This is a genomic window from Bdellovibrio sp. HCB288, from assembly GCF_047305935.1.
Classification (GTDB): domain Bacteria; phylum Bdellovibrionota; class Bdellovibrionia; order Bdellovibrionales; family Bdellovibrionaceae; genus Bdellovibrio.
Genome location: NZ_CP178619.1, coordinates 104,321 through 129,562, shown reverse-complemented (window position 1 = coordinate 129,562; position 25,242 = coordinate 104,321). Strand labels below are relative to the sequence as shown.

23 protein-coding genes are annotated in these 25,242 nt (G+C 48.4%); 13 read left to right on the top strand and 10 right to left on the bottom strand.

Annotation, left to right across the window (positions count from 1 at the left end):
• Nucleotides 1-66: 66 nt before the first annotated feature.
• Both ACLVWR_RS00575 and ACLVWR_RS00570 read left to right on the top strand, forming a co-directional pair.
• Complete coding sequence (locus tag ACLVWR_RS00575) at nucleotides 67-843, top strand: SDR family oxidoreductase (protein WP_413582026.1); 777 nt, start codon at nucleotides 67-69, stop codon at nucleotides 841-843.
• A gap of 146 nt (nucleotides 844-989) precedes the next feature.
• Nucleotides 990-1,874: a hypothetical protein gene (locus tag ACLVWR_RS00570; protein WP_413582025.1), complete on the top strand. Its 885-nt coding sequence runs from the start codon at nucleotides 990-992 to the stop codon at nucleotides 1,872-1,874.
• 73 nt (nucleotides 1,875-1,947) lie between these two features.
• Here ACLVWR_RS00570 and mgtE read toward each other — a convergent pair whose 3' ends face one another.
• From mgtE to ACLVWR_RS00550, 4 genes are all read right to left on the bottom strand, one after another.
• Entirely contained in the window at nucleotides 1,948-3,285 is a 1,338-nt protein-coding gene (gene mgtE / locus ACLVWR_RS00565) for a magnesium transporter (protein ID WP_413582024.1), read from the bottom strand.
• 101 nt (nucleotides 3,286-3,386) lie between these two features.
• Nucleotides 3,387-5,255 carry an ABC transporter ATP-binding protein gene (locus ACLVWR_RS00560; protein ID WP_413582023.1) on the bottom strand — a complete coding sequence of 623 codons (1,869 nt, stop codon included), beginning with the start codon at nucleotides 5,253-5,255 and terminating at the stop codon, nucleotides 3,387-3,389.
• Complete coding sequence (locus ACLVWR_RS00555) at nucleotides 5,248-7,035, bottom strand: ABC transporter ATP-binding protein (protein WP_413582022.1); 1,788 nt, start codon at nucleotides 7,033-7,035, stop codon at nucleotides 5,248-5,250. Before ACLVWR_RS00555 ends, ACLVWR_RS00560 begins: the two co-directional genes overlap by 8 nt.
• Nucleotides 7,032-7,658 carry a 2OG-Fe(II) oxygenase gene (locus ACLVWR_RS00550; protein ID WP_413582021.1) on the bottom strand — a complete coding sequence of 209 codons (627 nt, stop codon included), beginning with the start codon at nucleotides 7,656-7,658 and terminating at the stop codon, nucleotides 7,032-7,034. Before ACLVWR_RS00550 ends, ACLVWR_RS00555 begins: the two co-directional genes overlap by 4 nt.
• A 31-nt stretch (nucleotides 7,659-7,689) precedes the next feature.
• On the opposite strand from ACLVWR_RS00550, the gene ACLVWR_RS00545 reads away from it, so the two are divergent.
• Entirely contained in the window at nucleotides 7,690-9,204 is a 1,515-nt protein-coding gene (locus tag ACLVWR_RS00545) for a flavin monoamine oxidase family protein (RefSeq protein ID WP_413582020.1), read from the top strand.
• Here the strand turns inward: ACLVWR_RS00545 and ACLVWR_RS00540 are convergent.
• From ACLVWR_RS00540 to ACLVWR_RS00530, 3 genes are all read right to left on the bottom strand, one after another.
• On the bottom strand, nucleotides 9,196-9,708 hold the full coding sequence (locus ACLVWR_RS00540) for a hypothetical protein (protein WP_340596850.1): 513 nt from the start codon (nucleotides 9,706-9,708) through the stop codon (nucleotides 9,196-9,198). The genes ACLVWR_RS00545 and ACLVWR_RS00540 overlap by 9 nt on opposite strands.
• A 1-nt stretch (nucleotide 9,709) precedes the next feature.
• A complete protein-coding gene (locus tag ACLVWR_RS00535) occupies nucleotides 9,710-11,416 on the bottom strand; it encodes a hypothetical protein (RefSeq protein ID WP_413582019.1) in 1,707 nt (568 codons plus the stop codon).
• Nucleotides 11,417-11,599: 183 nt separating this feature from the next.
• Nucleotides 11,600-12,457, bottom strand: a complete 858-nt coding sequence (locus ACLVWR_RS00530) for a hypothetical protein (protein ID WP_413582018.1) — start codon at nucleotides 12,455-12,457, stop codon at nucleotides 11,600-11,602.
• A gap of 211 nt (nucleotides 12,458-12,668) precedes the next feature.
• Here ACLVWR_RS00530 and ACLVWR_RS00525 point away from each other — a divergent pair, with 211 nt between their 5' ends.
• Complete coding sequence (locus tag ACLVWR_RS00525; protein WP_413582017.1) at nucleotides 12,669-13,181, top strand: YceI family protein; 513 nt, start codon at nucleotides 12,669-12,671, stop codon at nucleotides 13,179-13,181.
• Nucleotides 13,182-13,184: 3 nt separating this feature from the next.
• Here ACLVWR_RS00525 and ACLVWR_RS00520 read toward each other — a convergent pair whose 3' ends face one another.
• Together ACLVWR_RS00520 and ACLVWR_RS00515 are read right to left on the bottom strand one after the other, a co-directional pair.
• On the bottom strand, nucleotides 13,185-13,835 hold the full coding sequence (locus tag ACLVWR_RS00520; protein ID WP_413582016.1) for a hypothetical protein: 651 nt from the start codon (nucleotides 13,833-13,835) through the stop codon (nucleotides 13,185-13,187).
• Nucleotides 13,836-13,844: 9 nt separating this feature from the next.
• A complete protein-coding gene (locus ACLVWR_RS00515; protein ID WP_413582015.1) occupies nucleotides 13,845-15,017 on the bottom strand; it encodes a hypothetical protein in 1,173 nt (390 codons plus the stop codon).
• 79 nt (nucleotides 15,018-15,096) lie between these two features.
• Here ACLVWR_RS00515 and ACLVWR_RS00510 point away from each other — a divergent pair, with 79 nt between their 5' ends.
• The 3 genes from ACLVWR_RS00510 to ACLVWR_RS00500 all read left to right on the top strand — a co-directional run bounded on the left by ACLVWR_RS00510 (nucleotide 15,097) and on the right by ACLVWR_RS00500 (nucleotide 16,970).
• Nucleotides 15,097-15,771: a PilZ domain-containing protein gene (locus ACLVWR_RS00510; RefSeq protein WP_413582014.1), complete on the top strand. Its 675-nt coding sequence runs from the start codon at nucleotides 15,097-15,099 to the stop codon at nucleotides 15,769-15,771.
• 152 nt (nucleotides 15,772-15,923) lie between these two features.
• Nucleotides 15,924-16,568: a GTP cyclohydrolase I FolE gene (gene folE, locus ACLVWR_RS00505; protein WP_413583521.1), complete on the top strand. Its 645-nt coding sequence runs from the start codon at nucleotides 15,924-15,926 to the stop codon at nucleotides 16,566-16,568.
• Nucleotides 16,569-16,727: 159 nt separating this feature from the next.
• On the top strand, nucleotides 16,728-16,970 hold the full coding sequence (locus ACLVWR_RS00500) for a hypothetical protein (RefSeq protein ID WP_413582013.1): 243 nt from the start codon (nucleotides 16,728-16,730) through the stop codon (nucleotides 16,968-16,970).
• A 50-nt stretch (nucleotides 16,971-17,020) separates the two neighbouring features.
• On the opposite strand, the gene pepN is transcribed toward ACLVWR_RS00500, so the two are convergent.
• Nucleotides 17,021-19,633 carry an aminopeptidase N gene (gene pepN / locus ACLVWR_RS00495; protein WP_413582012.1) on the bottom strand — a complete coding sequence of 871 codons (2,613 nt, stop codon included), beginning with the start codon at nucleotides 19,631-19,633 and terminating at the stop codon, nucleotides 17,021-17,023.
• 26 nt (nucleotides 19,634-19,659) lie between these two features.
• Here pepN and ACLVWR_RS00490 point away from each other — a divergent pair, with 26 nt between their 5' ends.
• The 6 genes from ACLVWR_RS00490 (at nucleotide 19,660) to ACLVWR_RS00465 (ending at nucleotide 25,222) form a co-directional block, all read left to right on the top strand.
• Nucleotides 19,660-20,016, top strand: a complete 357-nt coding sequence (locus ACLVWR_RS00490) for a VOC family protein (RefSeq protein WP_413582011.1) — start codon at nucleotides 19,660-19,662, stop codon at nucleotides 20,014-20,016.
• A 66-nt stretch (nucleotides 20,017-20,082) separates the two neighbouring features.
• Nucleotides 20,083-22,227 carry an FUSC family protein gene (locus tag ACLVWR_RS00485; RefSeq protein WP_413582010.1) on the top strand — a complete coding sequence of 715 codons (2,145 nt, stop codon included), beginning with the start codon at nucleotides 20,083-20,085 and terminating at the stop codon, nucleotides 22,225-22,227.
• Nucleotides 22,228-22,300: 73 nt separating this feature from the next.
• Entirely contained in the window at nucleotides 22,301-22,888 is a 588-nt protein-coding gene (locus ACLVWR_RS00480; RefSeq protein WP_413582009.1) for an alpha/beta hydrolase family protein, read from the top strand.
• 69 nt (nucleotides 22,889-22,957) lie between these two features.
• The gene (locus ACLVWR_RS00475; protein WP_413582008.1) at nucleotides 22,958-23,518 is read left to right on the top strand and encodes a hypothetical protein; all 561 of its coding nucleotides are present in this window, start codon (nucleotides 22,958-22,960) and stop codon (nucleotides 23,516-23,518) included.
• Between the two features lie 286 nt (nucleotides 23,519-23,804).
• Nucleotides 23,805-24,752 (top strand): hypothetical protein, encoded by a 948-nt coding sequence (locus tag ACLVWR_RS00470; RefSeq protein ID WP_413582007.1) that lies wholly within the window; start codon nucleotides 23,805-23,807, stop codon nucleotides 24,750-24,752.
• A 167-nt stretch (nucleotides 24,753-24,919) separates the two neighbouring features.
• Nucleotides 24,920-25,222, top strand: coding sequence for a hypothetical protein (locus ACLVWR_RS00465; protein ID WP_413582006.1), 303 nt, complete (start codon nucleotides 24,920-24,922; stop codon nucleotides 25,220-25,222).
• Nucleotides 25,223-25,242: the final 20 nt, after the last annotated feature.

Here is a 25,242-nt window from a genome sequence, read left to right as displayed (position 1 = left end):
GCCCTTTTTTATTTTGCGCGCGCTCACGTTCCTTGATGAAATAAGGGCATCAATTTGGAGGACGTTATGAGCTCATGGGATCTGCAGGGAAAAACGGCCGTTGTTTGTGGGGCCTCACAAGGTATTGGCGCAGCGACAGCGCAACTATTGGCCCAGCGTGGAGCTCGCGTAATTGCCCTGGCTCGCAACGAAGAAAAGCTGAAGGCTCTTTTGGCATCCTTTCCGGGAGAGGGGCACAAATATTTTGCCGTGGATCTGGCGGACACAGCAGAGCTTAAAAAGTTAATTCCAAAAATCTCGCAGGAAAAGATTCATATCCTGATAAACAATTCTGGAGGTCCCAAAGGTGGGCCGTTGTTGGAAGCTTCTATCGAGGAGTTTGATGCGCCCATAAGAGCCCATCTGCATGCTGCGCATTTGCTGGTACAAGCAGTGGTGCCATTCATGAAATCCGTAAAATATGGTCGAATCGTCAATATTATTTCGACCTCTGTTAAAAATCCGATTCCGGGTTTGGGAGTTTCCAATACGGTTCGTGGTGCCATGGCAAGTTGGTCCAAAACTTTGGCGGGAGAGCTGGGGCCTTTTGGAATCACCGTCAATAATATGCTTCCGGGATATATCCGTACGGGGCGCATTGAATCTTTGATGGGGGCGGCGGCGCAAAAAAACGGAAATAGTATCGAGGAAGTCGAAGAACAATGGATTAAGACTATTCCTGCTGGAAGAATCGGGGACCCATTGGAAGCGGCGGAGGGTATTGCCTTCCTGGTGAGCCCGGCAGCATCCTATATTAATGGTATTAATCTGCCGGTGGATGGTGGTCGCACTCCATCCTTGTGAGTGCCCTGAAACGTCACCGGGTGACGTTGAGTGACCTAAAGAAATTCTCAGTTCAAAACAGTTCCAGCTGAATCCATCAAAACAATGGAGTGGATCTTGCTTAGTAAGGGGTGGAAGTAATTTTCGCCTTTTAAAAGGAGACCACTATGAAGCTATCTAAACTACTTGCTACAGCCGTTTTGATGAGTCTTGCTGCTTGTGCAGTTAAAGATGATAAGGCCAGCCGAGTCGCTCTTCGCGGTGGTGATACAACTCCTAAAGGTGAGGTTTCGGCTGACTTGACGGTCGGTGGTCAACCAGGTCAGATCATGGTGACGGGTGCCATTGTAAAAATTGATGAAAACAAAACTAATTACGATGAGCCCTCTGACAAAATGAGTTTGAATCCGGCAATCAAAGTCACTGTTGTTGGTGGCTTGTCTGCAGATGGCAAAGTGGTTGAATTGGATCCGGATTTCAAGCCAATGCTAAATCTGACTAAATCGGAAACTATTCTTACAGAAGTCACATCTGACACGTCGTACGCTGTGTTGGGTTGCTCTGATGATCAAGTTGATGCGAGCTATACAAATGGTTTGACCAAGAAACAAGTTGAGGCCACTGCGGATCAATTGGGTTCTGTGATCAGTGCAAAAGTTGTTTTTGTCTGCGGTGATTTGAAAACGACGGCAGCTGCCTTGGTTATCAAAGCAGACACATTGGTCTTGAACAGCGCAAATATCATCAGCACTGCGCAAGCGGGTATGGTTGATATCGGAGCGAACAAACTTGCTTTGAATGGCGAGAATTCCATTCAAACTATCGGTCAGGATGCAGTAACGAATGTCCTGCCGGCAGCAAGCATTGAGTTTAATGTAACTAAGGAAGCCCCGGGCGACGCTACCGGTACTCTTGTGATTTCCAGCAAGGGTGGCGATATCAAAGCAGGCGCTGCGAAATCCACAATCGGTACAAGCGATCAGCAAAAAGCCAAAGACCAACAAGAAGAGCAGGAGCTTTCTGGCAAAATGGCTTTGGATACAACTCGCTAGCTTTCAGAGATAATTTTAAAATAAAAAAAGGCGTCTTTAAAAGACGCCTTTTTAATTTTGGGCCTTGGGAAGTTTATAACAAAGCACCCGCAAGGACGAATGAAGCGACCGAGAAGTAAATAATCAATCCTGTCACGTCCACCAATGTTGCCACGGCTGGGGCAGAAGCTGAAGCCGGGTCAAATCCGATCTTTTTAAGCAGGAACGGAAGCATGGAGCCTGAGATAGTTCCCCACAGAACAATACCAATCAAACTGATCATCACCGTTACAGCAACCAATACATAGTGGGGGCCGTATAAGGCTTCGCGCGTAGGCCAAACCAAGATTCGGAACAGACCGACAAGACCCAAACACACACCCAGCGCAAGACCGGCCATCAATTCGCGGCCCAGAACACGCCACCAGTCACGCAGGCGCACCTCACCCAGGGCCATCGCACGAATAATCAACGTCGAAGCCTGAGAGCCGGAGTTACCACCGGAGCTGATAATCAAAGGAATGAACAATGCCAAAACCACCGCGCGTTCGATTTCGGTTTGGAAATAACCCATGGCAGTCGCGGTGAACATTTCGCCCAGGAATAGAACCAACAACCAGCCCGCACGTTTTTTGATCATCTCAAACATCGAGATTTTCATGTACGGAGCATCCAACGATTCCACACCACCCAGCTTGTGGATGTCTTCAGTGGTCTCTTCCTGAATGGCTGTCGCCACGTCATCGAACGTAACGATACCTTTCATGATACCTTGCTCGTCGACAACGGGCAGGGCCATCAAATCATGCTGGGAGAAAATACGACCGATTTCCTCTTGGTCCATATCTGGTGGAACCTTCAGAACTTCGGTTTGCATGATTTCAGAAATACGTGTGCCGGCCGCGGCCGAGAAGATTTCACGGAAAGAAATCACACCCTGAAGTTTTTGGTCGGAATCAAGAACATAGGCATAGTAGATGGACTCAACGTGAGTTTTTGCCTGAATGCGCAGATAGCTGATGGCTTCATCGACACTCATCTCCGCGCGCAGACGCACGAAACGGGTGCTCATCAAGCCCCCAGCTGCGTCCTCGGCATAGGCTAGCAGGGCGATCACTTCACGTTTGGTTTGTGGGTCCAGCAATGACAGCAGGTCTTCTTTGTGCTCGGCACCCATTTCCTGAATCAAATCGGCAACGTCATCGGGAGCAAGCAAACGCACCCAGGAGCGTTTCTCAAGATGAGACGCTTCAGAAATCAATTCGGCCTGGTCGTGGGTCGGGAGGTTTAGAAACAGCTCTTCGGCATCAGTTCTTGGAAGCTCCTTGAACTTTTCACGACGCTCATCCGGGGTCAATGAGGACCATTGATCGGTTAGACTGATCACGGAGTTTTCATCTAGTGTTTCATCGAGGGTTTGGTTGCTATCCATGCCCACCTCATTTGCTGATGTCTGTTTTTGTCGTGTCCACAGAGGAGTACTCTAATACATCGGACGCGGCAAACTTTTAATTGAGGGGGCCGCAGATTTATTTACACGAGTTCGGTCTTTTTAAATCGAGGCAGAATTTCCTGCGTCGGTCCCAGCTCAACTATTTCCCCGCTCTGTAACCATAAAATTCTATCACACTTGGCTAAAGTGGATAAACGGTGAGCAATGATGATCTGTGTACGATCAGCGAAAAACTCTTCGGTGGCACGAACCAGGATCTCTTCGGACTGTGGATCCACAGAGCTGGTTGCTTCGTCCATGATAACAATGGGAGCTTGTTGTAAAAGGCAGCGAGCCATACATAAAAGCTGGCGTTCACCGAGGGACAGATTTTTACCCCGTTCTTCGATTCTCATTTCCAGACCCAAGGCCTGTCCTTGCACCCATTCCAGCAGACCCACTTTTTTCAGGACTTCCTGCAAAGCAGAGTCGGAGTGATGACCCTCGATGTCCAGATTGAAACGCAGTGAGCCCTGAAACAAAATGGGTTCCTGGGAAATGAAGGCCATGGATTGGCGATACAAATTCAAATCGACACCGTGATCGGCTTCATGAATTTTTGGAGCATTGCCATTGATGGTGATCTGTCCTTTGGAAATAGGATACAGATGAAACAAAGCCTGAATAAGGCTGGATTTGCCAGATCCGGTGCGGCCGACGATGCCCAGTCGTTCACCAGCTTTGACTTCAAAATTCAGATTTTTCAAAACCCAAGGGAGGTCGTCGCGATATCGGAAGGACAAATCAGTGACTTCAACCGAAGCGCTGCGATTTTCGGTCAGTCGTCGGTGACTCAAATACTTTTCAACGCTGGCGGCATAGACGGGGTGATCCGTGGCAAAGTTTGCAGTCGACGGCAGGTAATTGCCTTTCTCGATTTCCATGCGCATGTATTGATCCAGGCGTTCGACACCGATCATCGCCTCTTCGAATTGAGTTAACCACTCAAAGAACATCTGAACAGTATTTCCGGACAAGGTGATGAACGTGAAAGCCACACCCACGGCACCAATGCTGGCCCAGCCTTTTTCAATCATGAAATAAGAGGCCACACCGGTGATCAGTAAAAGCACGGCGGTCATGCTGTTCATTTGAAATGAAAAGCTGATCAACTGTTTTGTTGTATACAGCTTTTGTTCCAGGAAATAGCTGTCCAGGCTTTCAAAGCGTTCCGTGAAGGACTTTTGCCGACGGAAGGAGCGAATGGTGGAGGCGCCCTGCGTGGTTTCAGCAAAGTGTGCGATGCTTGGCGAGCGGCTGGCCGAAAGTTCACGGCGGGCTTTGCGCAATTTTTCCTGATTCAGTTTGTAGACGAAGAAATTCAATATCCCAATAAAAGCGACCAGTATCAGGAAGATCGGATTTGCCACTGTGATCAGGATCGTCATCATGATCAGATCAAAAATGATGGACAAAAACTCGGCCAAGGGGCCGCCGAACAGACGAAACACGTTGCCATAGTCGCTTGAAAAGCGCGTGATAATACGACCCGCGGGAGTGTTGTCATAAAAACTCATCGGCAGGCGCGACGTGCGCAGGGTCACTTCGTCGTAAAAGCTGGAAATGGCCTTGGCCGACAGACGCGAAAATCCCACTCGGAATATCAACGTCATAAAGAAACCAGATACGGCCATTGTTAAAAGCAACGCGATGATTTGGGTCGAGCTTAAGCTGGAAACCGGTGAGGTTTTACCAACCAGGCTATCGACCCAATAGCCGATGACATTGGTGTTCGCCAAGAGCAAACCACGTCCGATAATGCCCAGGACAAGGCACAATCCAATGCGAAACAGGAAGGGCGCGTAAGCAAAGTGTAAAGTTTCAAAGATGGTTTTGTTATAGCCACCTTCTTTTTTAACTTCGCCATCAGAAAAGTATTTGGGCTTGTTGACTGGATTGCGTTTAGCCACGAGGGCCTTCACTTTCTTTTTGGGCGGTGGCTTCTTTTGCAACCGTGGTTGTGTACTCGCGGAACTTCTCATTGCGTGCCAGAAGCTCTTCGAAAGTTCCCTGATCAATGATGCGTCCTTCTTCAAGGAACAGAATGCGATCAACGCGATTTAAGGCCGACAGGCGGTGAGTGACCAGCAATCGGGTGCGATTCGCCCAGGCCCCCATAAGAAGAGATTCAAAAAGTTTATGTTCGGTATCAACGTCCACGGCACTAAGACAGTCATCCAGCAACATGATCGGGGCATTGTGAAAATGAACCCGCGCCAAACTGACGCGTTGGCGTTGTCCGCCCGACAGGTTCACACCACGCTCTCCAATTTCAGTGCCCAGGCCTTTTTCGACTCTTTCGGTGCTCAGTTCAAATTGCGCAAGCTTCAAGGATTCTTCAACCATGTTGTCACGGTCAGGATCGATGTCATAAAGGAAGGCCACGTTTTCGCGCAAAGTGGCGCTCATGATAAAGCCCTCTTGTGGAACGTAGGCAAAGTTCTCCCGAACCGAGTTGGGCTCTTGCTGAAGCGCATTCAGCGAACCGATGCGGTAGCTGTGAAAGTGAGCGCCAGTTTCGCGAAGCAAGGACAGCAACAGCAAAGATTTGCCCGAACCCACTTCGCCGACAACGGCCACGAATTCGCCATCCTTGATGTTGAAATTCATATTCTTAAGAATATGGCGACTGCCAATTCGTAAATTCAAGCCTTGGACCTGCAAAGCAAACTTTTCATCCAGCGCCGCTTGTTCGGACGGAATATCGCCGCTGTCGGCCGTTTGGTTATTCTGGGTGGAGAAGAACTCTTCCAGACGTTTCAGTGAAGTCCAAGAATCGAATGCAAAGGTGAAGAACCAGGGCATTTGACGGAAGGGCCGAGTCAGGAAAATACCCACAATCCATAGCAGCGCCAAAAGTTCACCACTGGTCATGGTGTGCTTGGAATACAAAATCAGGGAACCCAGGGTCACCACATTCAGAATAAAGGTGATGGACGATGAGATGGCATTCATGATTTGACCGTTGGTTACCATCAAAACGCGATTTCTGGTTTCAACTTCCCTTTTGGCAAAAATGCCGGCTTCAAAATGATGAATCCAGCCCAGAATACGAATGGTGCGGATGTTTTGAATCCACTCATTCACCAGGCCGATGCGTTCTGCTGCCAGTTGTTTGAAGTTGAAGAAAAAGCGCGATTGGCGAAAGGCCAAAAAGGAATTCACGCAAGTAATGCCGATCATGACCGTGACCGTCGGCCACAAAGGAATATCAAAAAGCAAAGAGATCGCAAAAGGCGAAATCAACAATGGGAATAAAGTCGATGCTCCTGCGGGAAGTGTTTGATCCAGGAAAACCGTGGCTCCTTGAACGTCCGTCGCGTAAAGAGAGACAATTTCCCCCACAGGGCGATGGCTCATGGTATCCACGCGCAGATTCAGAGTCTTTGCGTAAAGTCGTTCCGCAAACACGCGCTGCATGTGCAAAGCTTCCTTCGCGCTCAGATAGTTCGTCAGCTGACTCAGAGCCAGGGAGCCCAGGACACACAGGAAAGCTGAAAGAATAAACCACAGCGGAGAACTGACCTGGAAAAGATGAAGTTTGGTTTCGACGCCCGTCAGTTGATCGATGAATTCTTTTTGAAAGAAAGGTCCCAGGATTCCAAAAACCGCTGCGAACAACGAACACGCCAGAATAATCAGACGGGCATAGGGTCGTGTGAAGACGACTTCAAAAAATAAAGATCTCATAACGCATCATCCCTAAACCAGCCTGTTAAACTCAGACGGGGAGTGAAGCTCTTTTCCACCTGGTGCGGGAAAAGATCGCTTCTAAAAAATATCAGTTGTCCCAAGCGGGGCTCGACACGGGTCAGAAGCTTCTCGGGGTTATTTGGATTGTACAGGCTTAGTTCGCCGCCATTTTCTTTTTGCCAGTCCTCATTGAGATACAGCACGAAAGTAATTTTGCGGTGGCTGGCGCCACGGGGATTGTCGATGTGCTTTTCATAACCCGCCTGAGGCGGATAAAAAGCAAAATGACTTTCCACACGTTTTAGTCCCATAAAGAAAAAACGATTCAACTCTTCACGAATTGTTTCCAGGCACAGTAAAAACTGCTTCTGAACTGGCGAGTTGCCGGCATCGAGCCATAGCGTATAGTCACCGCGAATTTCAGAGGCAGTTAATTTGTTGCCGACCGGTCCGATGGAGGCCTTGGTCAACTCGCCGTCGCTGAAGAGCTTTTGACACTCTTGGGCGAGTTGTTTGCAGAAATCAGATGCAAAGACCTCTGAGGTGAGGGCCCAGTTATTTTCCGCCAATTTCTCGAAGGAATCAGTTAAAGATGAGAGATTGATTTGCTTCTGTTCCAAAGTGTTGCCATTCTATTCAGGTGAGGGATTGATGGCAAAAAGTTCTTTAAATCGTCGCGAGTTTTTAAAAATTTCTGCGCTGAGTTCAAGCGGCTTCTTTGTTTCGGGGGCATTATCAGGTTGTACCAGCCTAGATCGCCTTTTTACCGGTGACAAACGCAATCTCGAAGGTGAAGTGGTGATTTTGGGAGCGGGCGCCGCTGGGCTTGCTGCGGCATACACTTTAAAGAAAAACAAAGTTCCCTTCCGCCTATTTGAAGGCTCCTCACGTCTGGGCGGCCGTGTGCAAACGGTTTCCGTTTTTCCGCAAGGGGAACCATTGGCAGAACTTGGCGCCGAGTTCTTTGAGGAATCTCATCGCACAGTTTTCGCTCTGGCCAAGGAATTCAGCCTGAACACTGTTCAATTGAAAACCACCAAAGGTTTGGAAGCTCACGTATTTCGCTTCGACGGTCGCACCTATCGGGTTCAGGAAATTCTGCCAAAATTGAAAACCCTGACAGCACCATTACGTCGTGTCCGCGCAGATCTTTTCCGCAATTCCGAGGTGACGCTCACATACCGCAACGCCAATGTGTATGACCGGGCTGCTTACTATGACAGTCTTTCTTTGAAGGATCTTTTGAACTCGTGGGCCGGTGAAGTCGATCCGGTCATTTTGAAGCTGATCGAGAGCCAGGCCGTGGCGCGATTCGGAGTGGATGCGGACGAACAGTCTTCTTTGCATTTTCTCAATACCCTGGATTCAGAGGGCAGTTCCTTGCTGAGCGGCAGAAACACTTATCGTCTTGAGGGCGGTCTGACTAATTTCATGCAGTTGATGGGTGCGCGAGTGGCTGGTGTCATTCCGGATAGCAGTGTAAGAATGAATCACGCCTTGGTGGAGATCTCGGAAAAAGAGGGTGTCTTCACTTTGAGTTTTCAAACTCCCGAAGGACGTCAGCAATATCAAACTCGCAATGTCATCTGCACTTTGCCGTTCACAAAACTTCGTGAAGTCAGAAACATTCAGTCGCTGGATTTTTCTGAACCCAAAAAAGCAGCGCTGGCTAATTTGAATTATGGAACTCACAGCAAAGGTGTGTTGGGTTTCGAAAGCCCATTCTGGACGAAAAAGCATGGCGCGATGGCAGCTAACTTGGGGAATTTCACGGGCGATTACCTGACCCAAAAATTTTGGGATAGTGGACGGGAACAAAGTGGCACACGAGGTCTGTTAAGTTATTCCCGTGCCGGCAAATCCGGTTTGCAGGCCGGTAGCGCCGCGGAGAAGGAAGCGATTGTTGATCTGGAATTGTTCTATAGGGATTTACCGGAAAACGTCCGTGTTCATCAGATGGTGAACTGGAAAAATCGTCCTTGGGCGGGTGGCTCCATGGCTTATTATTCAAAAGGTCAGTACATGAAATTCAGAGGAGCGGCCGGGGAGCCTGAGTACGGCAACCGCTTTTTATTTGCAGGGGAGCACACGAGCCTGAAATTCCCGGGCACCTTGAACGGTGCCCTAGAGACGGGAATCCTGGCAGCCAACTCGATATCAGTTTAGCTTAACAGTCAAAACAGCGGATTCACCTTTTGAGGCGATGAAGCTGTCGACATCGGATTTGTTAATCGCGCTGACTTTGTTTTGCAGGCGGTTGGCAGTCTTGGACATCCCTTGTGGAGATGTGCCATCAGCATTGACCCACGAGTAGTTTTGCTGTGGGGATACCACGAACACTACAATGTTATATGAAGGGCGGAAGCCCTCTTTTTCAACCTGCACCTGAGGCAGAGTGACTTTGTCGCCGGTGATGTAAACCGTGCGGGATTCTTTGACCTGGGAAATATTCAGCTGAGATGGATCTGTGGAAATGAAAGGTCTGGAGCCCACAGCATAAAGAACTGTCAGGTATTGACCTTTGTAGTTTCCAAGTTGCGTGACTTCAATCGAAGGCACTGCTTCCAATTTCGCAGCTCTTGCGGATTTGGAGGACAGTGAGCCTGTCATCAAGCCCAGGCCAATAATCAAAGTCAGTGCATTGATAGCGGCTAGTTTAAAAGATTTCATACTAAAGTGCTCCTGCTTTCGCGTAATCCAGGTACATGACTAAGTGACCTTTTGGATCCATAACGACGCGGTTAATATCGAGTTTAATTCCTAAAATTTCTGGAGGAAGTGGGAACGCGCCTGGGATGGCCTCGTCCTTATTCTTCCAGCCGGCACATTGTTCACGAAGTTTGTCTTTGATTCCTTCGCGAACTTTACCTTTAAGAAGCTTGCCAGCAAGTGAGAAGTATTTGTCGTCCATCGCCAGGGTTTCCGGGTCAATGGAGTACAGCACCAGCTGCATGCCGCTCTTATCTTCCATTTGGCGCAATTTTGCAATGATATCAAAATCCACCACGATCTTTTCTTTCAGGAAAATTGAATCCGGCTTGTTTTCAACCGAGACGCGCAATTTAACGAAGGTTTCGTTGCCTTTTAGCGGCATGGCCACTGGCGCTTTTACATAATCAATCAAGGGGGCTGCCATCATTCTCAAAGTGGAACCATCAGACATGGCGATGCGTTCAAAATTACGGCGTTCAAAGGAAAGTTGCATGATGCGGTTGATAAGGCCGCGATCCAGGCTTAATCCGATATCGTAGTTGGTTTGCGGGATAAGTCCCCAAGTGACCGCGCCGCGGGATTTATCAGTAGGGCGTGGCGTGCTGCGTGGATTGATCGGGTCTTCTGCATAGGCTCCCAAATCAACATTCAAGGACTCTTTCAGTCCGATATTTTGCAAACGCAGGCCCCATTTGAAATCAGGGCGGTTGTCGTTGGGTTCTTTGCCTGGAGGCACCATGTTTTGGACCTGATCCAGATTGCCGGTCAAAAGCTGTTTGGCTTTTTCATTCAGCATCGCTGGCAATTGGTTGCGCGCAAAGTTACCCAGGTTCTCGCGTACTGAAGTCAGGATCGCGGGAGCCTGTTCCACAAACAATTTGTCGATTTCAGAGTTGTTCAGCAAAAACTTTTTGCCGTTGATCTCGATCGCGAAAGTTGGCACCAACAGTTTTTTATACTCAAGGGAAACCGGGATGGAGTTCAAATTGTTTTCAACTTCCAGGGCTTCAAACTCCAGATGTCCATAGGCGTTCATGCGCAGATAAAAAGGCAGACGGATTTTCAGCGGGTTTTTCTCATCACCAGCAGCAAGACTGACATCTTCCGCACCGATTTTCCCCAGGAATTCGTTATTGACGTCCCAGACTTTGACGGAGTTGGTGCCAATAGTCAGATGTTTGACTTCCAGTTCGATGGCCAGGATTGCGCCTTCACGCTTACCCAGTTTTTCCATCAAGGCACGATCAGTCACCAGGGAGAAACGCGAAAAATTTGCGACGAAACCGGATTCTCCGATTTCAATGGTCGGGCGATGGTCATTCAAAGAAAATCCCACCAGCCACTTCGTCAGCAAGTCGCGCACTTGCTTGTACATTTTAACAGCGTCGCCATTTTCCTTGGCATAATCGTCAGGATTGATGGGCTTTTCAAAAGTATAGGACAGAGCAGGGAAGTAACCCTCGTCCAATTTGACACCCAAATTACCCAGAATTTTTGACAGCTTCGTATCGAAGAGTTTCATCCCGCGATTGGTTACGTGCAACTGAACGGCGTTGTTCAGAAGGTGCTCCTGGGTCATGTACGGGTCTGCATCCATGGCCTGAGCCTGAAGGCTGGTGACCCCCATGAGCAGCGGAAGTAATAGTTTTGAAGACTTACGAAGCACGCGTGACCCCTTGGGTAGAAAGTTCTGCCCTGGGCATTGCAAAGGCAGTACCGACTCAAATGAAATAGGTTGGAGTTCCCCGGGGATTTCGCCTGAAAGACTGACAAAGGCCTGAACGAGTGGGTAAAAAAGAAAAAGCCCCGCGAGGTGCAGGGCTTTTTGGATTTTGCGTCTTTTAGTTAATTAGAAATTCCAGCCGTAACCCGCGCGGAGAATCATCTGTGTCGCGGAAGAGGTGTTGTTATCCGGGAACATGGCATAGTCGAACTGAATCGGCACGAAAGTGCGCTTGTCCAGGTGCCAGTCCACTCCCAAGGAACCCACCACGGTCTGGTTCGTCGAGATTTTCGAAGTGTCCAATACGTTGGAGGACTTTTGCATCGCAAACAGAAATCCCAAACCACCGCCCACTGTGAAGTCCATGGAGGACGTGCGGAAGGCTGTATAGCGAATTAAAGCATTGAAGCCCAGGTAGCCAAGCTCAGCAGAACAAGTCGCGCCAGCAGTGTTACATGTTCCACCTGAAAAGCTGCTTGGTTTCGAACCGGAGACATTCAACGATTCATATCCAACCAGTGCTTTTACGCTGATGTTTTTGTCCAAGTACGTTTGATAAAAACCATTCACATTGAAACTGGTGCCGGTCATGGTCATGCCGGAAGTTGATGACTTAACATCCATGGAGCTGTTGGCCATACCAGCGATAACACCCCAGGCTCTTTTGCCAGAGCTGGAACTTGCGCGGCTGTTCACTTCATTCGGAGCTGCACTCATGCGACCTTGAAAGCGTTGCAGCGATTGGCCTGCGACAGCGGCACCTTTGGAGACCGTTGCGATGGCGCGGCCACCTTGAACTTTTGAAACTTGAATCAACCCACGCTTTTTACCGCTGCTGTCGATCGAGAAAAACTGATCGCCAACAAGGGCTGTGTCACCTTCAAGATCGATCAGGGCTTTGCCGCCAGAGACTTTTAAAATCTTTGCTGCGTTCGCGGTGAGTGAAAGGCATAGAAGTATCAGGGTGGTTGCTAGTGTTTTCATAAGGGCTCTATCGACACAATTTGGGATTATCTTAATGTCTGGACGAAGCTCCGTGTTCCATCTCGTTCTGAGAATCCTCGAATGGGAGCGGGCCTTCAAAGGAGCTGGCCTCTTGTCCGGGGGTGCCCTAAGCAGATTTTTTGACTCCAAGGGGTGCAACTTCCCGGTAAGCTGTGTATGATTTTATTTCCAATTGTTAAATGGGGGATAAATGAAATCGGTTATTGCAGCAGCAGTGGTGATGTTCGGTGTTTCAGGTGCCTTTGCCCAATCCGTGGTGATTGACGTGACTTTGAATCCGATGGGGGATTTCAAGGCGAAAACAAATCAGGTTAAAGGAACGGCGCAAGTGAACGGCGACGAAGTCTCAGCACAAAATATTCTGGTGGGGATGAAAAGTCTGAAAACCGGTGTTGAACTGCGTGACAAGCATACGCAAAAATATCTGGAGACAGATAAATTTCCGGTGGCGACATTGATTTCCGCAAAAGGTAAAGGCGGCAAGGGGACCGGTAGAATCAAAGTAAAAGGTGTTGAAAAAGACATCTCTGGAACTTACAAAGTTGAAGGCGGTTTGTTGAAGGCTGAGTTTGAAGTGAATGCTTCTGATTTTGGTATCAAGGATATCAATTACATGGGCGTGGGCACGGAAGACATTGTGAAACTTCACGTTGAAGTTCCAGTGGGTGCAGCAGCTCCAGCAAAAGCCAAAGCTGTAAAGTAGCTATTAAAATCGGTAATTGACGCCGATTTTCCACATATAGGCTCCTTCATCGAGGGGGCCTATCGCTTGATAAAAATCCCAATCCGTAAATAGACGTAAGGACATGTCAGCAAGGATTGCCGCATTGGTGGCCTTGGCCGCTGAAGAGCTGACTCCGCTGCCGGAAGGCAAATCCAGATTGCGGTGATAAATAAACGCGGAACCTCCGAGGTTCACTTGATCTGTCAGTTTCCAAAATGCTCTGGGTGTTAAGCCATATATCTTGAACGACTCACGCTCCAATTTGATGTCGTTGTCGAAAGGTCCGCTGTTGGCGCGTCCTGAGCCCAACACCACCCCAATGCTCCAGCCCCATTGTGCACGTTCGAATTCTCTTTCAATCACGATGCCGGCACCGTTAAGGCTCATGTTGGACGATTGAGTTGTCGCACCTTGTGTGACTGACAGTTTTTCATTCCATTGAAGGCTGGTCAGCCCCACGATCCAAAACTCTCCGGGATCTGCAGGCAAGCGCATGCCGCGCGGGCGCAGGGTGGTGTCAGTGATTTCTTCTGTCGGGAACTCGGAGTCCTCAAAGGTCTCGGTGTTTTCAGTCTGGGCGAAAACGGAAACAGCTGAAAGCAAAAGACTGAGGGTGATAATGATTCTTTTCATTCCGCTCTCCTAATAAGAAACATGCACTTGGGTTTGTAACAACCAAGTGTCATCAACCCCGGCGTTGTCCAGATTTGTTTTTCCATTGGTCAGCCCCAAACGGAACTCCGTTCGTGGCAGTGGGAACGCGAGCAGACCGAAACTGTATTTCAAGTTTTCGGCAGATGAGCTTTGAATATCATCTTTGGAGTGTTCCAGTGTTGCCAGTAGATTATATCCCCGGGTCAGGTAAACCATGGATTGCAACCAGGCATAAGAGCCAAGCTGTGGATCAAGTCCCATGCCTTTGCGAGTTTGTTCTTTCAAGCCCGCTTCCGCCAGCAGGGATGTTCCCTTTGAAAGTCCCATGCGGCCTGTGACGCCGGCCAGGCGCCAGCGTGTTTCGTCGGATTCTGAAGCCAGCACAGAGCCACCCACTTTAAATTTTTCATAAACTTGATACTCACCAGTGACAGAGACACCTTGTTGGCGCTTTTCAGGTTGAGTGTAAACGCTGCCAAAAAACGGATTGATGGCAATATCCCAGGTTGGGTAAGTGATATGTGCCATCGCTCCCAAAGATTGGCCGAATTGATCCAGGCCCACGTTGGTGGCAGGGAAGCGATTGACTGCGGTGTGGTCGACGTTTCTGATGCCGTAGGCTTTGTCCATCTGACCGGCGTACCACCACAGATAATTACTTTGTTTGAAGCGCAGATAAAATTCCTTGGCGTACATCGTCCACTTGTCGATGGTGGTTTCAGGAATGTCCATCTCCGCATAGGAGGCCGTCGTGACCAATGTGAAGCGTTGCTTTTTATCGAAGAAGAAATTCAAGTTCAGGTCATTTTGCATATTGACCCACTTGTTCACTTCGTTGCTGCCGTTGGGATTTCTTTGAAAGTAGAGTCCGCGGTATTTGATGCCGGGACGGAAAAACCACGGCAAAGGTTTGTTCACCAAGAAACCGGAAGTGTTGGCAATGGCTTCCTCATCCATCGAATCCGGGTAAACGGCGCGAGAGGTGATCTCTTGTGCGAACAACGCTCTTCCGTAGTCGTTCAATGCGCCACCACCCAAACCACTATAATGGCAAGTGATGCAAGAAGAATAACCGTAACTGATGAAATCAGGATAGGCGATGGCTTGTTTTGAAACTAAAAAAACACCAATAAAATAGAGGTAAAAACTGAGTTGTCTCACAACTAAACAGTCTATTAAGAAGATGCGGGGAAGCAACAAAAAACTGAATTCCCACATTTGCTATGCCGATAAGAAGATCATGAGAAAAACTATCGGTATTACACACGGTCCTTGGGTGATCATCCCGGCAGCATTCACACTTATGGTGATTCCGGTGATGGATTTCACCACCATGCACACGGGCACCACTGGAACTTTGGAAGCCATCGGGTGGTTGGTGGCCTTTGGCGCCGGTATCAGTTTTTTAATTCGTCACAAGCTTTTGTGGTTAATGGGTTTGGTTTTCTGCGCCTTGTTTATTGCGATCAACCTGTCTCATCTGGTTTTCTTTCAGGAACCACCTTTGGATACGGAGGTCGCTGTTTTTAAAATCGTCAGCACCATCATAGTGGCGGGTATTGCCTGGCTTTATTTTTCCAGATCGCCGGATTTGGATCGCCGCCAGCACTGGATGGAGCAGACGGCCCATCGCTACTATGTCGATATCCCTGTCGTGCTGATGGGTAAAGAGAATTGCCGTATCCTGGATTTATCCTATACGGGCTCTCGCATCATGCTTCCGCAGGCCCGCGAAAAGTTCAAGGTCGGGCAGATGATCTCCGTGGAGATCCCGGATATTGACGATATTCTCTGTCAGGGCAAAATTATTGCAGTCTCACATAGCGAAATTCGGGTCCACTTTGTGGATACCTCTGACCATGAAAAAGAGCTCATTCGTCAGTGGTTAGGCAGTCAAAATTTGCAAAGTGTTTAAGCTTTCTCTTCCTTGCAGGGCCATTTTAGGGCATAAGAAATCATCTTTGGATTCCAATCGACAGGCAGGTCATCGTGGCAAAGGCAAAAGCTAAAAAAATCACTAAAAAAGGTGCAGGCAAAAACACATCTAAAAGAGTTGTTGATTCTGAGATCGAGCAGATATTAAGCACCAAAGATATCCTGGATAACGTTCGTCCAACGCCGATGATCGACAACGGTCTTACCAACGAACAGAAGATTGAAAAAATCACTGAAAAATTCACGGAAATTCTGGAAGTACTGGGATTGGACCTTGAGGACGACAGCTTGGCTGACACTCCTAAACGTGTTGCTAAGATGTATGTGAACGAAGTCTTCGGTGGATTGGATCCGCATAAATTTCCAAAGATGACGGTTATTGATAACAAGATGAACTACGATCAAATGATCGTGGTGCAAAATATCGAATGCCTGTCATTCTGTGAGCATCATCTTTTGCCAATCGATGGTTTTGCAACCGTGGCTTACATTCCCTACAAAAAGGTTATCGGACTATCCAAGATCAACCGCATTGTCCAATACTTCGCACGTCGTCCTCAGGTGCAAGAACGCCTGACGAAACAGATCGCGGATTGCTTGCAGTATGTATTGGATACGGATCACGTGGCTGTTCATATCAACGCCAAACACTATTGCGTGATGATGAGGGGTATTGAGGATACTCACAGTACAACGGCGACTTCGGATGTTCGTGGGCACTTTAAAACTCTTCCAGAGACCCGCGAAGAGTTTCTCCACCACTGCCGATTAAAATAGGTGAGCTGTCCTGACATTTTTTGACACTTAGACAGTGCTTTGAGAATGATTCATATTCAAATTCAATGGATTCGTTTTAAGGCTCCTTCGAAAGGGGCCTTTTTCTTGCTATTACCCAGCTGAAATCAAGATTCAGTCAGCAAGGTGGGATGATAGCTTATGAGAATAGCATTATGTGCTCTATCGATTATTGCTCTTACATGGACAGCGGGTGCCAAAGCCGATGTGGATTCTTTTATTCGCCAGGAAGTGGAAATGCTGGCCGTAAAATCGGCCCTTTCCGCAGATCACCCGGATCGCCTGATGCACATGCAAAATATCCAGAAGGCTTCAGAATATAAGATGACTCTTTTGGCCCAAGCGGCGTCCGGCATTATTTCCTGCCAATTCGTTTTCAAATAAAAAAAGCCACGGTGATGAACCGTGGCTTCCTTAATTCTGATTTCCTTTTTTTAAAGCGCTGACTGAAGCAATTCGCGGGAGTTTTTTGACATTCCCGGAACATCCACCATACGTTTAATCTGTTTCATGGCCTGGGCTTTCAATTCAGGCTCAAGCTTCCCAACAAAGTTAAATGCCGAGCACAGACGTGCTGCCACTTGTGGATTCTTTGGATCGATTTCAATAATCATATCCGCGATGAACTCGTAAGCTTTCTCGTTATTAAAGCTGACCAGGTTCGTCGTAAAAGCACGTAGCAAAGAATAAACGTTGTTCGGGTTGTTGATGTTGAACGTAGGGTTCTTCGTCAAAGCCTTGATCTCGTCCAAAATCTGCGGACGGTGAGCCAGGGCTTGCACCGTGAACCACTTGTTGATCACAACTGAATCGTTCTTCCAATTGGTATGGAAGTCCGCCAGAACTTTTTCGCGATGAACGCTTTCTGAATCCGCCAAAATCATCAGCGCCGTCATACGGTCTGTCATGTTTTGGGCTTCCCAGTACTGCGTGTTCACCAGTTCGTAAATTTCCGGATCATGCAAATCAGCCAGATAATGCAAAGCCTGGTTTTTCAACAGGCGTTGGCCGAAGACTTTGGTGTCGCGGCTCTTAGGCTCCACATTGTGATACTTTTTGTAAGTCGCAAGAAGAGTCTGTTTATTGCCCATGGCTATTTCACGACGGATCGTCTGGCGGGCCTGATCGAAGGCCTTTGGATCCAGAACCGGCTCCATTTGTGCTAGTACCGCAAGACTTGGCAGTTGCAACATTTTAGCTTTGAACGCAGCATCCATGGACTCATCATTCATCACGGCAGACATCGCTTTCAGGAAGCGGGCATCCACGTTCATCTCCTGGCCATTGCGAGCCTGTTTGATCAATCCAGACATCAAACGCAGAGCCAGTTTTTGCGCCATCTCACGACGGTTGAAAGAGTCGGTGTCTTTTTCCATCAGGAAGTAGAGGTCTTCCTCGGAAGCTTCCCAGTTCAAATTCACCGGAGCCGAAAACTCGCGCAGAATTGAAAGTACCGGGCGGGATTTGACGCCTTTAAAGACGTAGTTTTCTTTTTGCGATTTTAGTTCGATGACATGTTGGCCATCGCTGTTTTTCTCGATCTTTTCACAATCCAAATGAAGTTCCTGTCCGGATTTATCCAGCAGTCCCATCATCAATGGAATATGGAAAGGCTCTTTCATCGTTTGACCCGGAGTCGGCGGGCAGGATTGCTCCAGGCTTAAATGAAATTCCCCAGCCTTTTCATCATAGCGTTCCTGAATGGAAACCACCGGCGTGCCTGATTGATTGTACCAGCGTTTGAACTGGGTGAAATCCTTGCCATTGGGCTCAGAGATCGCCGCTGCAAAATCTTCCGTCGTCACGGCTTGTCCGTCATGACGTTTGAAGTATTCGTCCATCCCTTTGCGGAAACCTTTTCGGCCCACAATGGTTTGCATCATGCGAATCAGCTCAGATCCTTTTTCGTAGATCGTCATCGTAAAGAAATTATCCACGGCCATGCAGGATTCAGGGCGAACCGGATGGGAGTTAGGGCCCGCATCCTCTGCAAATTGGCCCGTACGCAAGGAGTCCACGTCTTCAATGCGTTGCACGCCTCGGTCGGTCATGTCGGCCGAGAATTCCTGATCGCGGAATACGGTCAGTCCTTCTTTCAAAGAAAGCTGGAACCAGTCGCGTAAAGTCACACGGTTTCCTGTCCAATTATGGAAGTATTCGTGAGCAACTACTGATTCAATGGCGTGGAAGTCTGAATCTGTTGCAGAGTTTGAGTCTGCCAACACCAGACGGGAATTGAAGATATTCAGACCTTTGTTTTCCATAGCGCCGGCATTGAAATCATCAATAGCCACAATCATGTACTCATTCAAATCATACTCGCGGCCGAAAACCTCTTCGTCCCACTTCATTGATTTTTGCAGGGACTCCAGTGCATGCCAGCAGCGATCCTGCTTGCCATGAGCGGCGTAAACTTCCAAATTAACTTTGCGACCGGAAGACGTGGTGAAGGTGTCACGAATCACACCCAGATCACCAGCGACCAGTGCAAACAGGTAGCAAGGTTTTTTATGTGGATCGCTCCAGTATGCTTTGTGACGGCCATTGCCCAGGTCTTCAATTTTTACGCGATCGCCATTTGAAAGCAGAACTGGGTATTTGGTTTTATCCGCTTCAATGGTCACAGAGTAAGAGGTCATCACATCCGGACGATCCAGGAACCATGTGATTTTACGGAAACCTTGCGCTTCACATTGGGTGCAGAAGATCCCGTTGGATTTATAAAGTCCTTCAAGGGATGTGTTGTTTTGCGGCTCCAATTGAGTTTCAATTTCCAAAACAAATTCGGCAGGCACGTTTGGAATTGTCAGTTCCTCTGCATTGACGGAGTAATCGGAAGTCGACAGGACCTTGTCGTTGATTTTGACACTGACAAGTTTAAGTTCCTCACCATTGAGTTGCAGGGGAACACCCGCTGTCACAGTCTTGATTTTTGATTTGGCTACAACTCGACAAAAGTCCTCATTCAGCATGAAGTCGAGGTGTACGGACTCCACGGAAAAAGCAGGGGCTTTATAGTCCTTAAGGTAAATTTTCTCTTGTTTCATGGGTCCTCGATTCTGATAATAGAACAATGAGTTTGAGCCTGACTTCTATCACAATTAACACTGCACAGCTACAGAACATGCTGAATTTTTACAGCCATTTAGGCTTTAAATTTCAACAGACTAAAGTGGACAAAGGCAGTGAGGTTCATCGCGCTGTGCATGATGGGGTTGAATTCTCATTGTATTCCCTGCCAGCCGCTCAGAAGTCTCAGACTCCCAGCCTTCAGCTTGGATTTCAAATTACAGGCTTGGAAGCTGCAGTAGCAAATTTGGTAAAAGTCCCTGGGGCTTTGTTAATTTTGGATCCAACGGAGATGCCAGATGGTATGAAGGCCATTCTGTTGGACCCCGATGGTCATTCTATCGAACTTTGTCAGAAATAAGATTCACATTTAGTGGGAATTAGCCAGAGTACTTGTTTCGCTCCCTCAGAGGAGTAGCATGGAAGTATGGCTGTTTCTAAATCTCGCTCGTTTTGGGCACCTCTTTTCAGTTTTGATCGATCTCGTATGGACTTATGGGTTGCGTCACGCAGCGCAATGGCGGTGGGAATTGCACTGATGATCGGTGTTTGGATGAATTCGACCACGATCGGTTTGATTATCGTAATGGGTGTGTTGAATGCCTGTTTTTCTGATAACTCCGATGCCTATGCTTTTCGGGCTAAACGCATGACTCGCGCAGCGGTGATCACCGCTCTTTTGGTTTTTTTGGCGTCGGTCTCTTCCTCAAATTTTTATCTGTCCCTGGTCCTGATCACGGTGATCGCGTTTGCGGCGGGATACGTGATTATTTTTGATACCGTTTTGGGCGAGTTGGGAGTTGTGGCGATGAGTACCTTTGTGGTTTTTAGTGCCCATAAGGTGGATCCTTCCCAAGCATTCCATTTAAGTCTTTTTGCCCTTTTGGGCGCGGGCATTCAGATGATGTTGGCTTTGGCGCTGTGGCCTTTGCGCCGCTATCGACCTGAACGTCGCGCTTTATCTGGATTTTTCATGGACTTAAGCTCGCTGTGCGATCTGCAGTTTAAACCGGATGAGATCCCTGGTGGCAGCGCTCAAAGCATTGATACTCAGATAAGTTTGGGCTCTATCTCCCAGGATGTGCGTCCTGAGGGACGAAGATACCGCTCGCTATTGACTCAAGGGGAGCGTCTGCGACTGGGAATCTTGTCATTGGGGCGACTTAAAAACCGCATTGATCGTGAAAACAAGGGCAATCCTTCGGTGGATATTATCGCTGATTTTTTGGCGATGGAAAAAATGCTTCTGCAAAAGGTTTCCTACATCATCACTCACGAACAAAAGATTCAGGAAGCCCGCGAATACCTGAAGGCCCTGGAAGTGGATTTGGCCAAGGTTCGTGACAGTGATTTCAGTAACCAATCGGTTTTCATGAAGGTCGTGTTGAGTGATGCTCTTCGACAAATGGAAAATATGGTGGGGCAGTCGCGGGCGGTGATTGAACTGGCCGCGCGAACAACTGAAGCCGGTATGGTGGAGTCAGAGCGCAGCGAAAATGCCCGACCGTGGCGATTTCGATTTCGCGGTATCTGGGCGACCTTGCGGGCGAACTTCACTTTTCATTCGCCGGGATTTCGACATGCATTACGTTTGGCGATTTGTGTGGCCGTGGCAGAAATTGTTGGGCATTTGCTTGCGACCGAAAGAGGCTACTGGGTGCCGATGACAGTCGCGATTGTCTTAAAGTCGGATTACACTTCGACGTTTCATCGCGGTTTGCTGCGAATGGGTGGAACCATCGTGGGTCTTTTACTTGCCACAGTTCTGGTCACTGTTCTGCCAATGGGACCTTTTTGGTCAATTGGCTTAATGGTGGGTTTTTCATTCATGATGCGTTGGGTGGGACGGGCCAATTATGGAATCTTTGCCATCTCAGTAAGTGCCGTCGTCGTTTTGCTGGTGGCGATGACCGGTGTGCCGCCAAAGAATGTTATCTGGGACAGGGGATTTAATACCGTCCTAGGCGGTGTGATGGCGATGCTGGCCTATATGTTATGGCCAACCTGGGAGAAAACACAATTGTCCGAGGTCGTAGCCAGAATGCTCGATACTTATCGCAAATCATTCAGAGCCACTGCGGGGTTAAGTGTTTCCGGGCAGGCTGTCAGCGTGCCAGAGAGAGACCGCTTGCGCCAGCAGTCCCGAGTGGCGCGTGCCGAATACATGGCTTCGATGGAGCGCTTTTTAATTGAGCGGGGATCCACGGATAAAGATCGCGAATTCTTGGCAGGTGTAACAGTTGCTGGAAATCGATTTGCCCACGCCATGGTGGCCATCGAGTCTGCGTCACCCTTTGCCCTGGACTCCCATCAGCAAACGATATTTTCCAAGTTTGTTCAGGATATCGAAATCACCTTGCTGAATCTTTCGGAAGCCCTTCGTGGCAAGGAGATTGCCAATAATGAGTACCCGGATTTGCGTCTTTCTTTTGTGGAGCTGGAAAAGATGCGCGGGGAGGAAGGTCGTCATGGATTGTTCTATGATGAAACCGATCGCATGACGAACAGCCTTAACACCTTGCGCGAGTTTGTTCTGCGAAGACTGCAACAAAACCGCCTGGAGTCCAAGTAGTCCAATGTAAAACCACATTGGACTTACCTGAACGAAGTCTGAGTTTTAAAATCAGATTCAAGGGGAGGTCTTTATGAAAGTCACCGTCACCTTCAAAGCCCAGGATAGACTTTTGGAAGCCGGCCTGTTTATTCCTGAAAGCAATAGCGATGAAGAGCCCTTGGCCTCAGTGATTATCGAGGGTGCCATGACCGGAGCAGGCCCGAAATACGCAGACCAAGTAGCCCGTCGTCTTTGTCAGGAGGGGTTTGTCTGTCTGGTTGTGGATCACGCATTCTACCGGGAGGATCAAAGAGCCCCGCACTCCTGGGAATCACCCAGTAAGCGCGTCGCGGATATCGTGGCCGCCTTGAATTTTTTAAAAGAAAACAATGTGGTTAATCCTGACAAAATCGTGGCAGTGGGTTTATGCGCCGGTGCCGAGTACATGGCACAAGCGCTGATGAATACGGATATCTGCAAAGGCTTTGTGATCATCGATGAGGACCGTGATGGGGTCGCGGATCTGCCTTCACGACTGCACATACCTGCGACGCGGATCACGGACTACAGCTATGAGCTGGCCAGCGAGGATGCCGCGATCTGGATTAACACGCTATTCAGTCAAATGTCGCCACTGAGTCGACATGACTTTGCTGCCTGGAATACGTTTAGTGAATAGTGTCTCAGGATGAAACAGGGCATGGCTCTTGTATTGAGTATCTATAAGATCGAACGAAAGGGTCTATAGATGCAGGTGTCCAAGTTCAAAGTTGTTGTAGCGGTGGTTCTGACGCTTTTAATGGGTCTTTCAGCGGCTGAGGCGGCAAATAAGAAGTCTCTTATCAAAATGGGACAGCCCAAAAAGGTCTCCGCTGTGAGCAAAAGCTGGCAACGTGAAGTTATCGCTGATTTGTATGCTGCGACGGCCTCGGCAGAGAATCTGGATTCCCAGTTGGAACCCTTGATGAATGCATCGGGATATTCTTACTTTCAAAAATGGAAACGCGGTATAGATGAAGCGGCCTTGCAAAAGCAATTCGCCAAGGGCATGAAGAGTCATCTGCAAATCATGGCGGTTCTGTTTGAAAAACACGGCAAATCCAAAAAGTTTGATCGTTTGAACGAATTTGAATTTCAAAATCTGGTTCGCCGCAGTGATTACATTCTGTCCTTACCAGTTTCCAAACAGGCCATTGAAGCAAGTATGTCAGTCAAAAAATTCTCTGCTGACTTCAGATTAACCCTTGATGCTTATAATAAGGTACGTATGCGTTTTGACTCGAAAAGTATTCAACTGGCGCAAAAATAGGGCGCTTCCCAGGGAGTGTGTCGAAATATCGGTGCGGTTAATTTAATTGGACTTAGTATCAGTTTAATTTGCATCTGATCAGGAAGTCTCCTTTCTCATGGGAAGACAGCGGGCTTTTTGATATTCTGATTATATGAGGATCAGGGTCTATCTTCTCCCTATAACGATTGTCGTGGGTACCGCGGCCTTAGGGTTTTTTCTGAGGCAAGGACCTGCTATATCAGCGGCCACGATAGATCAAAAATACTCAGTTCCTGCAGCTCCCAAACCACAACCTATTCCCACAGTGAAGCCCAGCGACGATTTCTGCAGCAGCAGTTACGAAGCGATCTGCAAGGAAAGCGCACACGCTGATCCTACGGGGGAAACCTCTTTGGACTACCGTGGAGAAATCCGGGCACTGCGCGTACTCAGGAAAATAGTGCGCACCAATCCAGGTTGGACGACGGATCAGGTCGAAGACGAATTGGTGAAGCGTATTTACACTCCAGAGCGGAAGGCAAAACTGCAGCGAATCTTCGAGTATGTTCGCGGGCAGATGACTTCTTATCTCGAAGGGCAAAATTCCAATGTCTTACGAGATGCCGATAAGGCCTTTCTGATTGATCGTATCAGACGGGTGCAGCTGGAGCTTCCAGTGGATCGCACGACCTATGCGGACGTGACAGATCTATACACGAAAAGTGAAATCTATTATGAGCGCAGTTCTTCCGGCGACGAGCATAGAGTCCGGGTGGGAGGCGCCTACGTCCTGAATACCTCTTCGGAATACAGTATCATCTTTACCATGGCTCACGAACTGGCGCACGCCATTGATCCGTGCGGGATCCCTCGCAACTCAGTGAACCATGCGGTGTATGATGAACTGGTTCAGTGCTTTGTGGACAGTCATTGGATTAGCAAAGACGAAGCTCAATGCGGCAACAAGGACAAGTCCTCGGAGGTTTTCGCGGATTGGCTGGGGACGGAGATTCTGGCACGGGCCATTCGCCAACAGACAAGTTACAGCTTACAGGATAAAACCCGCGCTGCTATTAATGCAGTTCGTGACCTGTGCGATGATTCATCGGGTTTTGAGAAAGTTAATCTGGAGTATTATCCCACCGATGTTGTACGGGTGGGTGGAATTTTTGCCAACAACGCTTTGTTGCGCAAGGAATTGCAGTGTTCGGCTTCTTCCAAAGCAAAACCCTATTGCCGATTTGATTCACTTCCTTCGAAAGGCAGCAATTAATGGACAGGTGTCGCTGGTTTAATTGTGCTCTAATAACGATTGGTTTTTTATCCCTGGGGGCTTGTGCGAGCACACCCAAAAAAGAAGCTTCATTTATTTCACCTTCATCCGCGGCGGTGCCCGACAGCAGGATCAGTATTAACTATCATTTGCGGCATAATTATTACTTGTTTCAGATGCAATCCGGTGGTGCTGGCGGTTATACCGCAAAAAGCACAGTGAATGAAAAGGTGATAGAGAATCGTCCGGTCTCCCGGGAAAAGTACATTGCCTTTGCCAATCGCGTTTATGACTTTGCGGAAAAGTACAATGGCTCGGTAGCGCCTCAGGATGGCTGTAAAAGTCCTTTCACTATTCGAATGGAAAAAGCAGGGGCTGTGAAGGATGTTCAAGGTTGTCGGGGAAGCGACGAGACCGGGGAGCTCGGAAAGATAATCCGAGAGGGCGAGATCCTGTTCTATTCTGAATAAAAAAAAGCCCACTCTCGCGA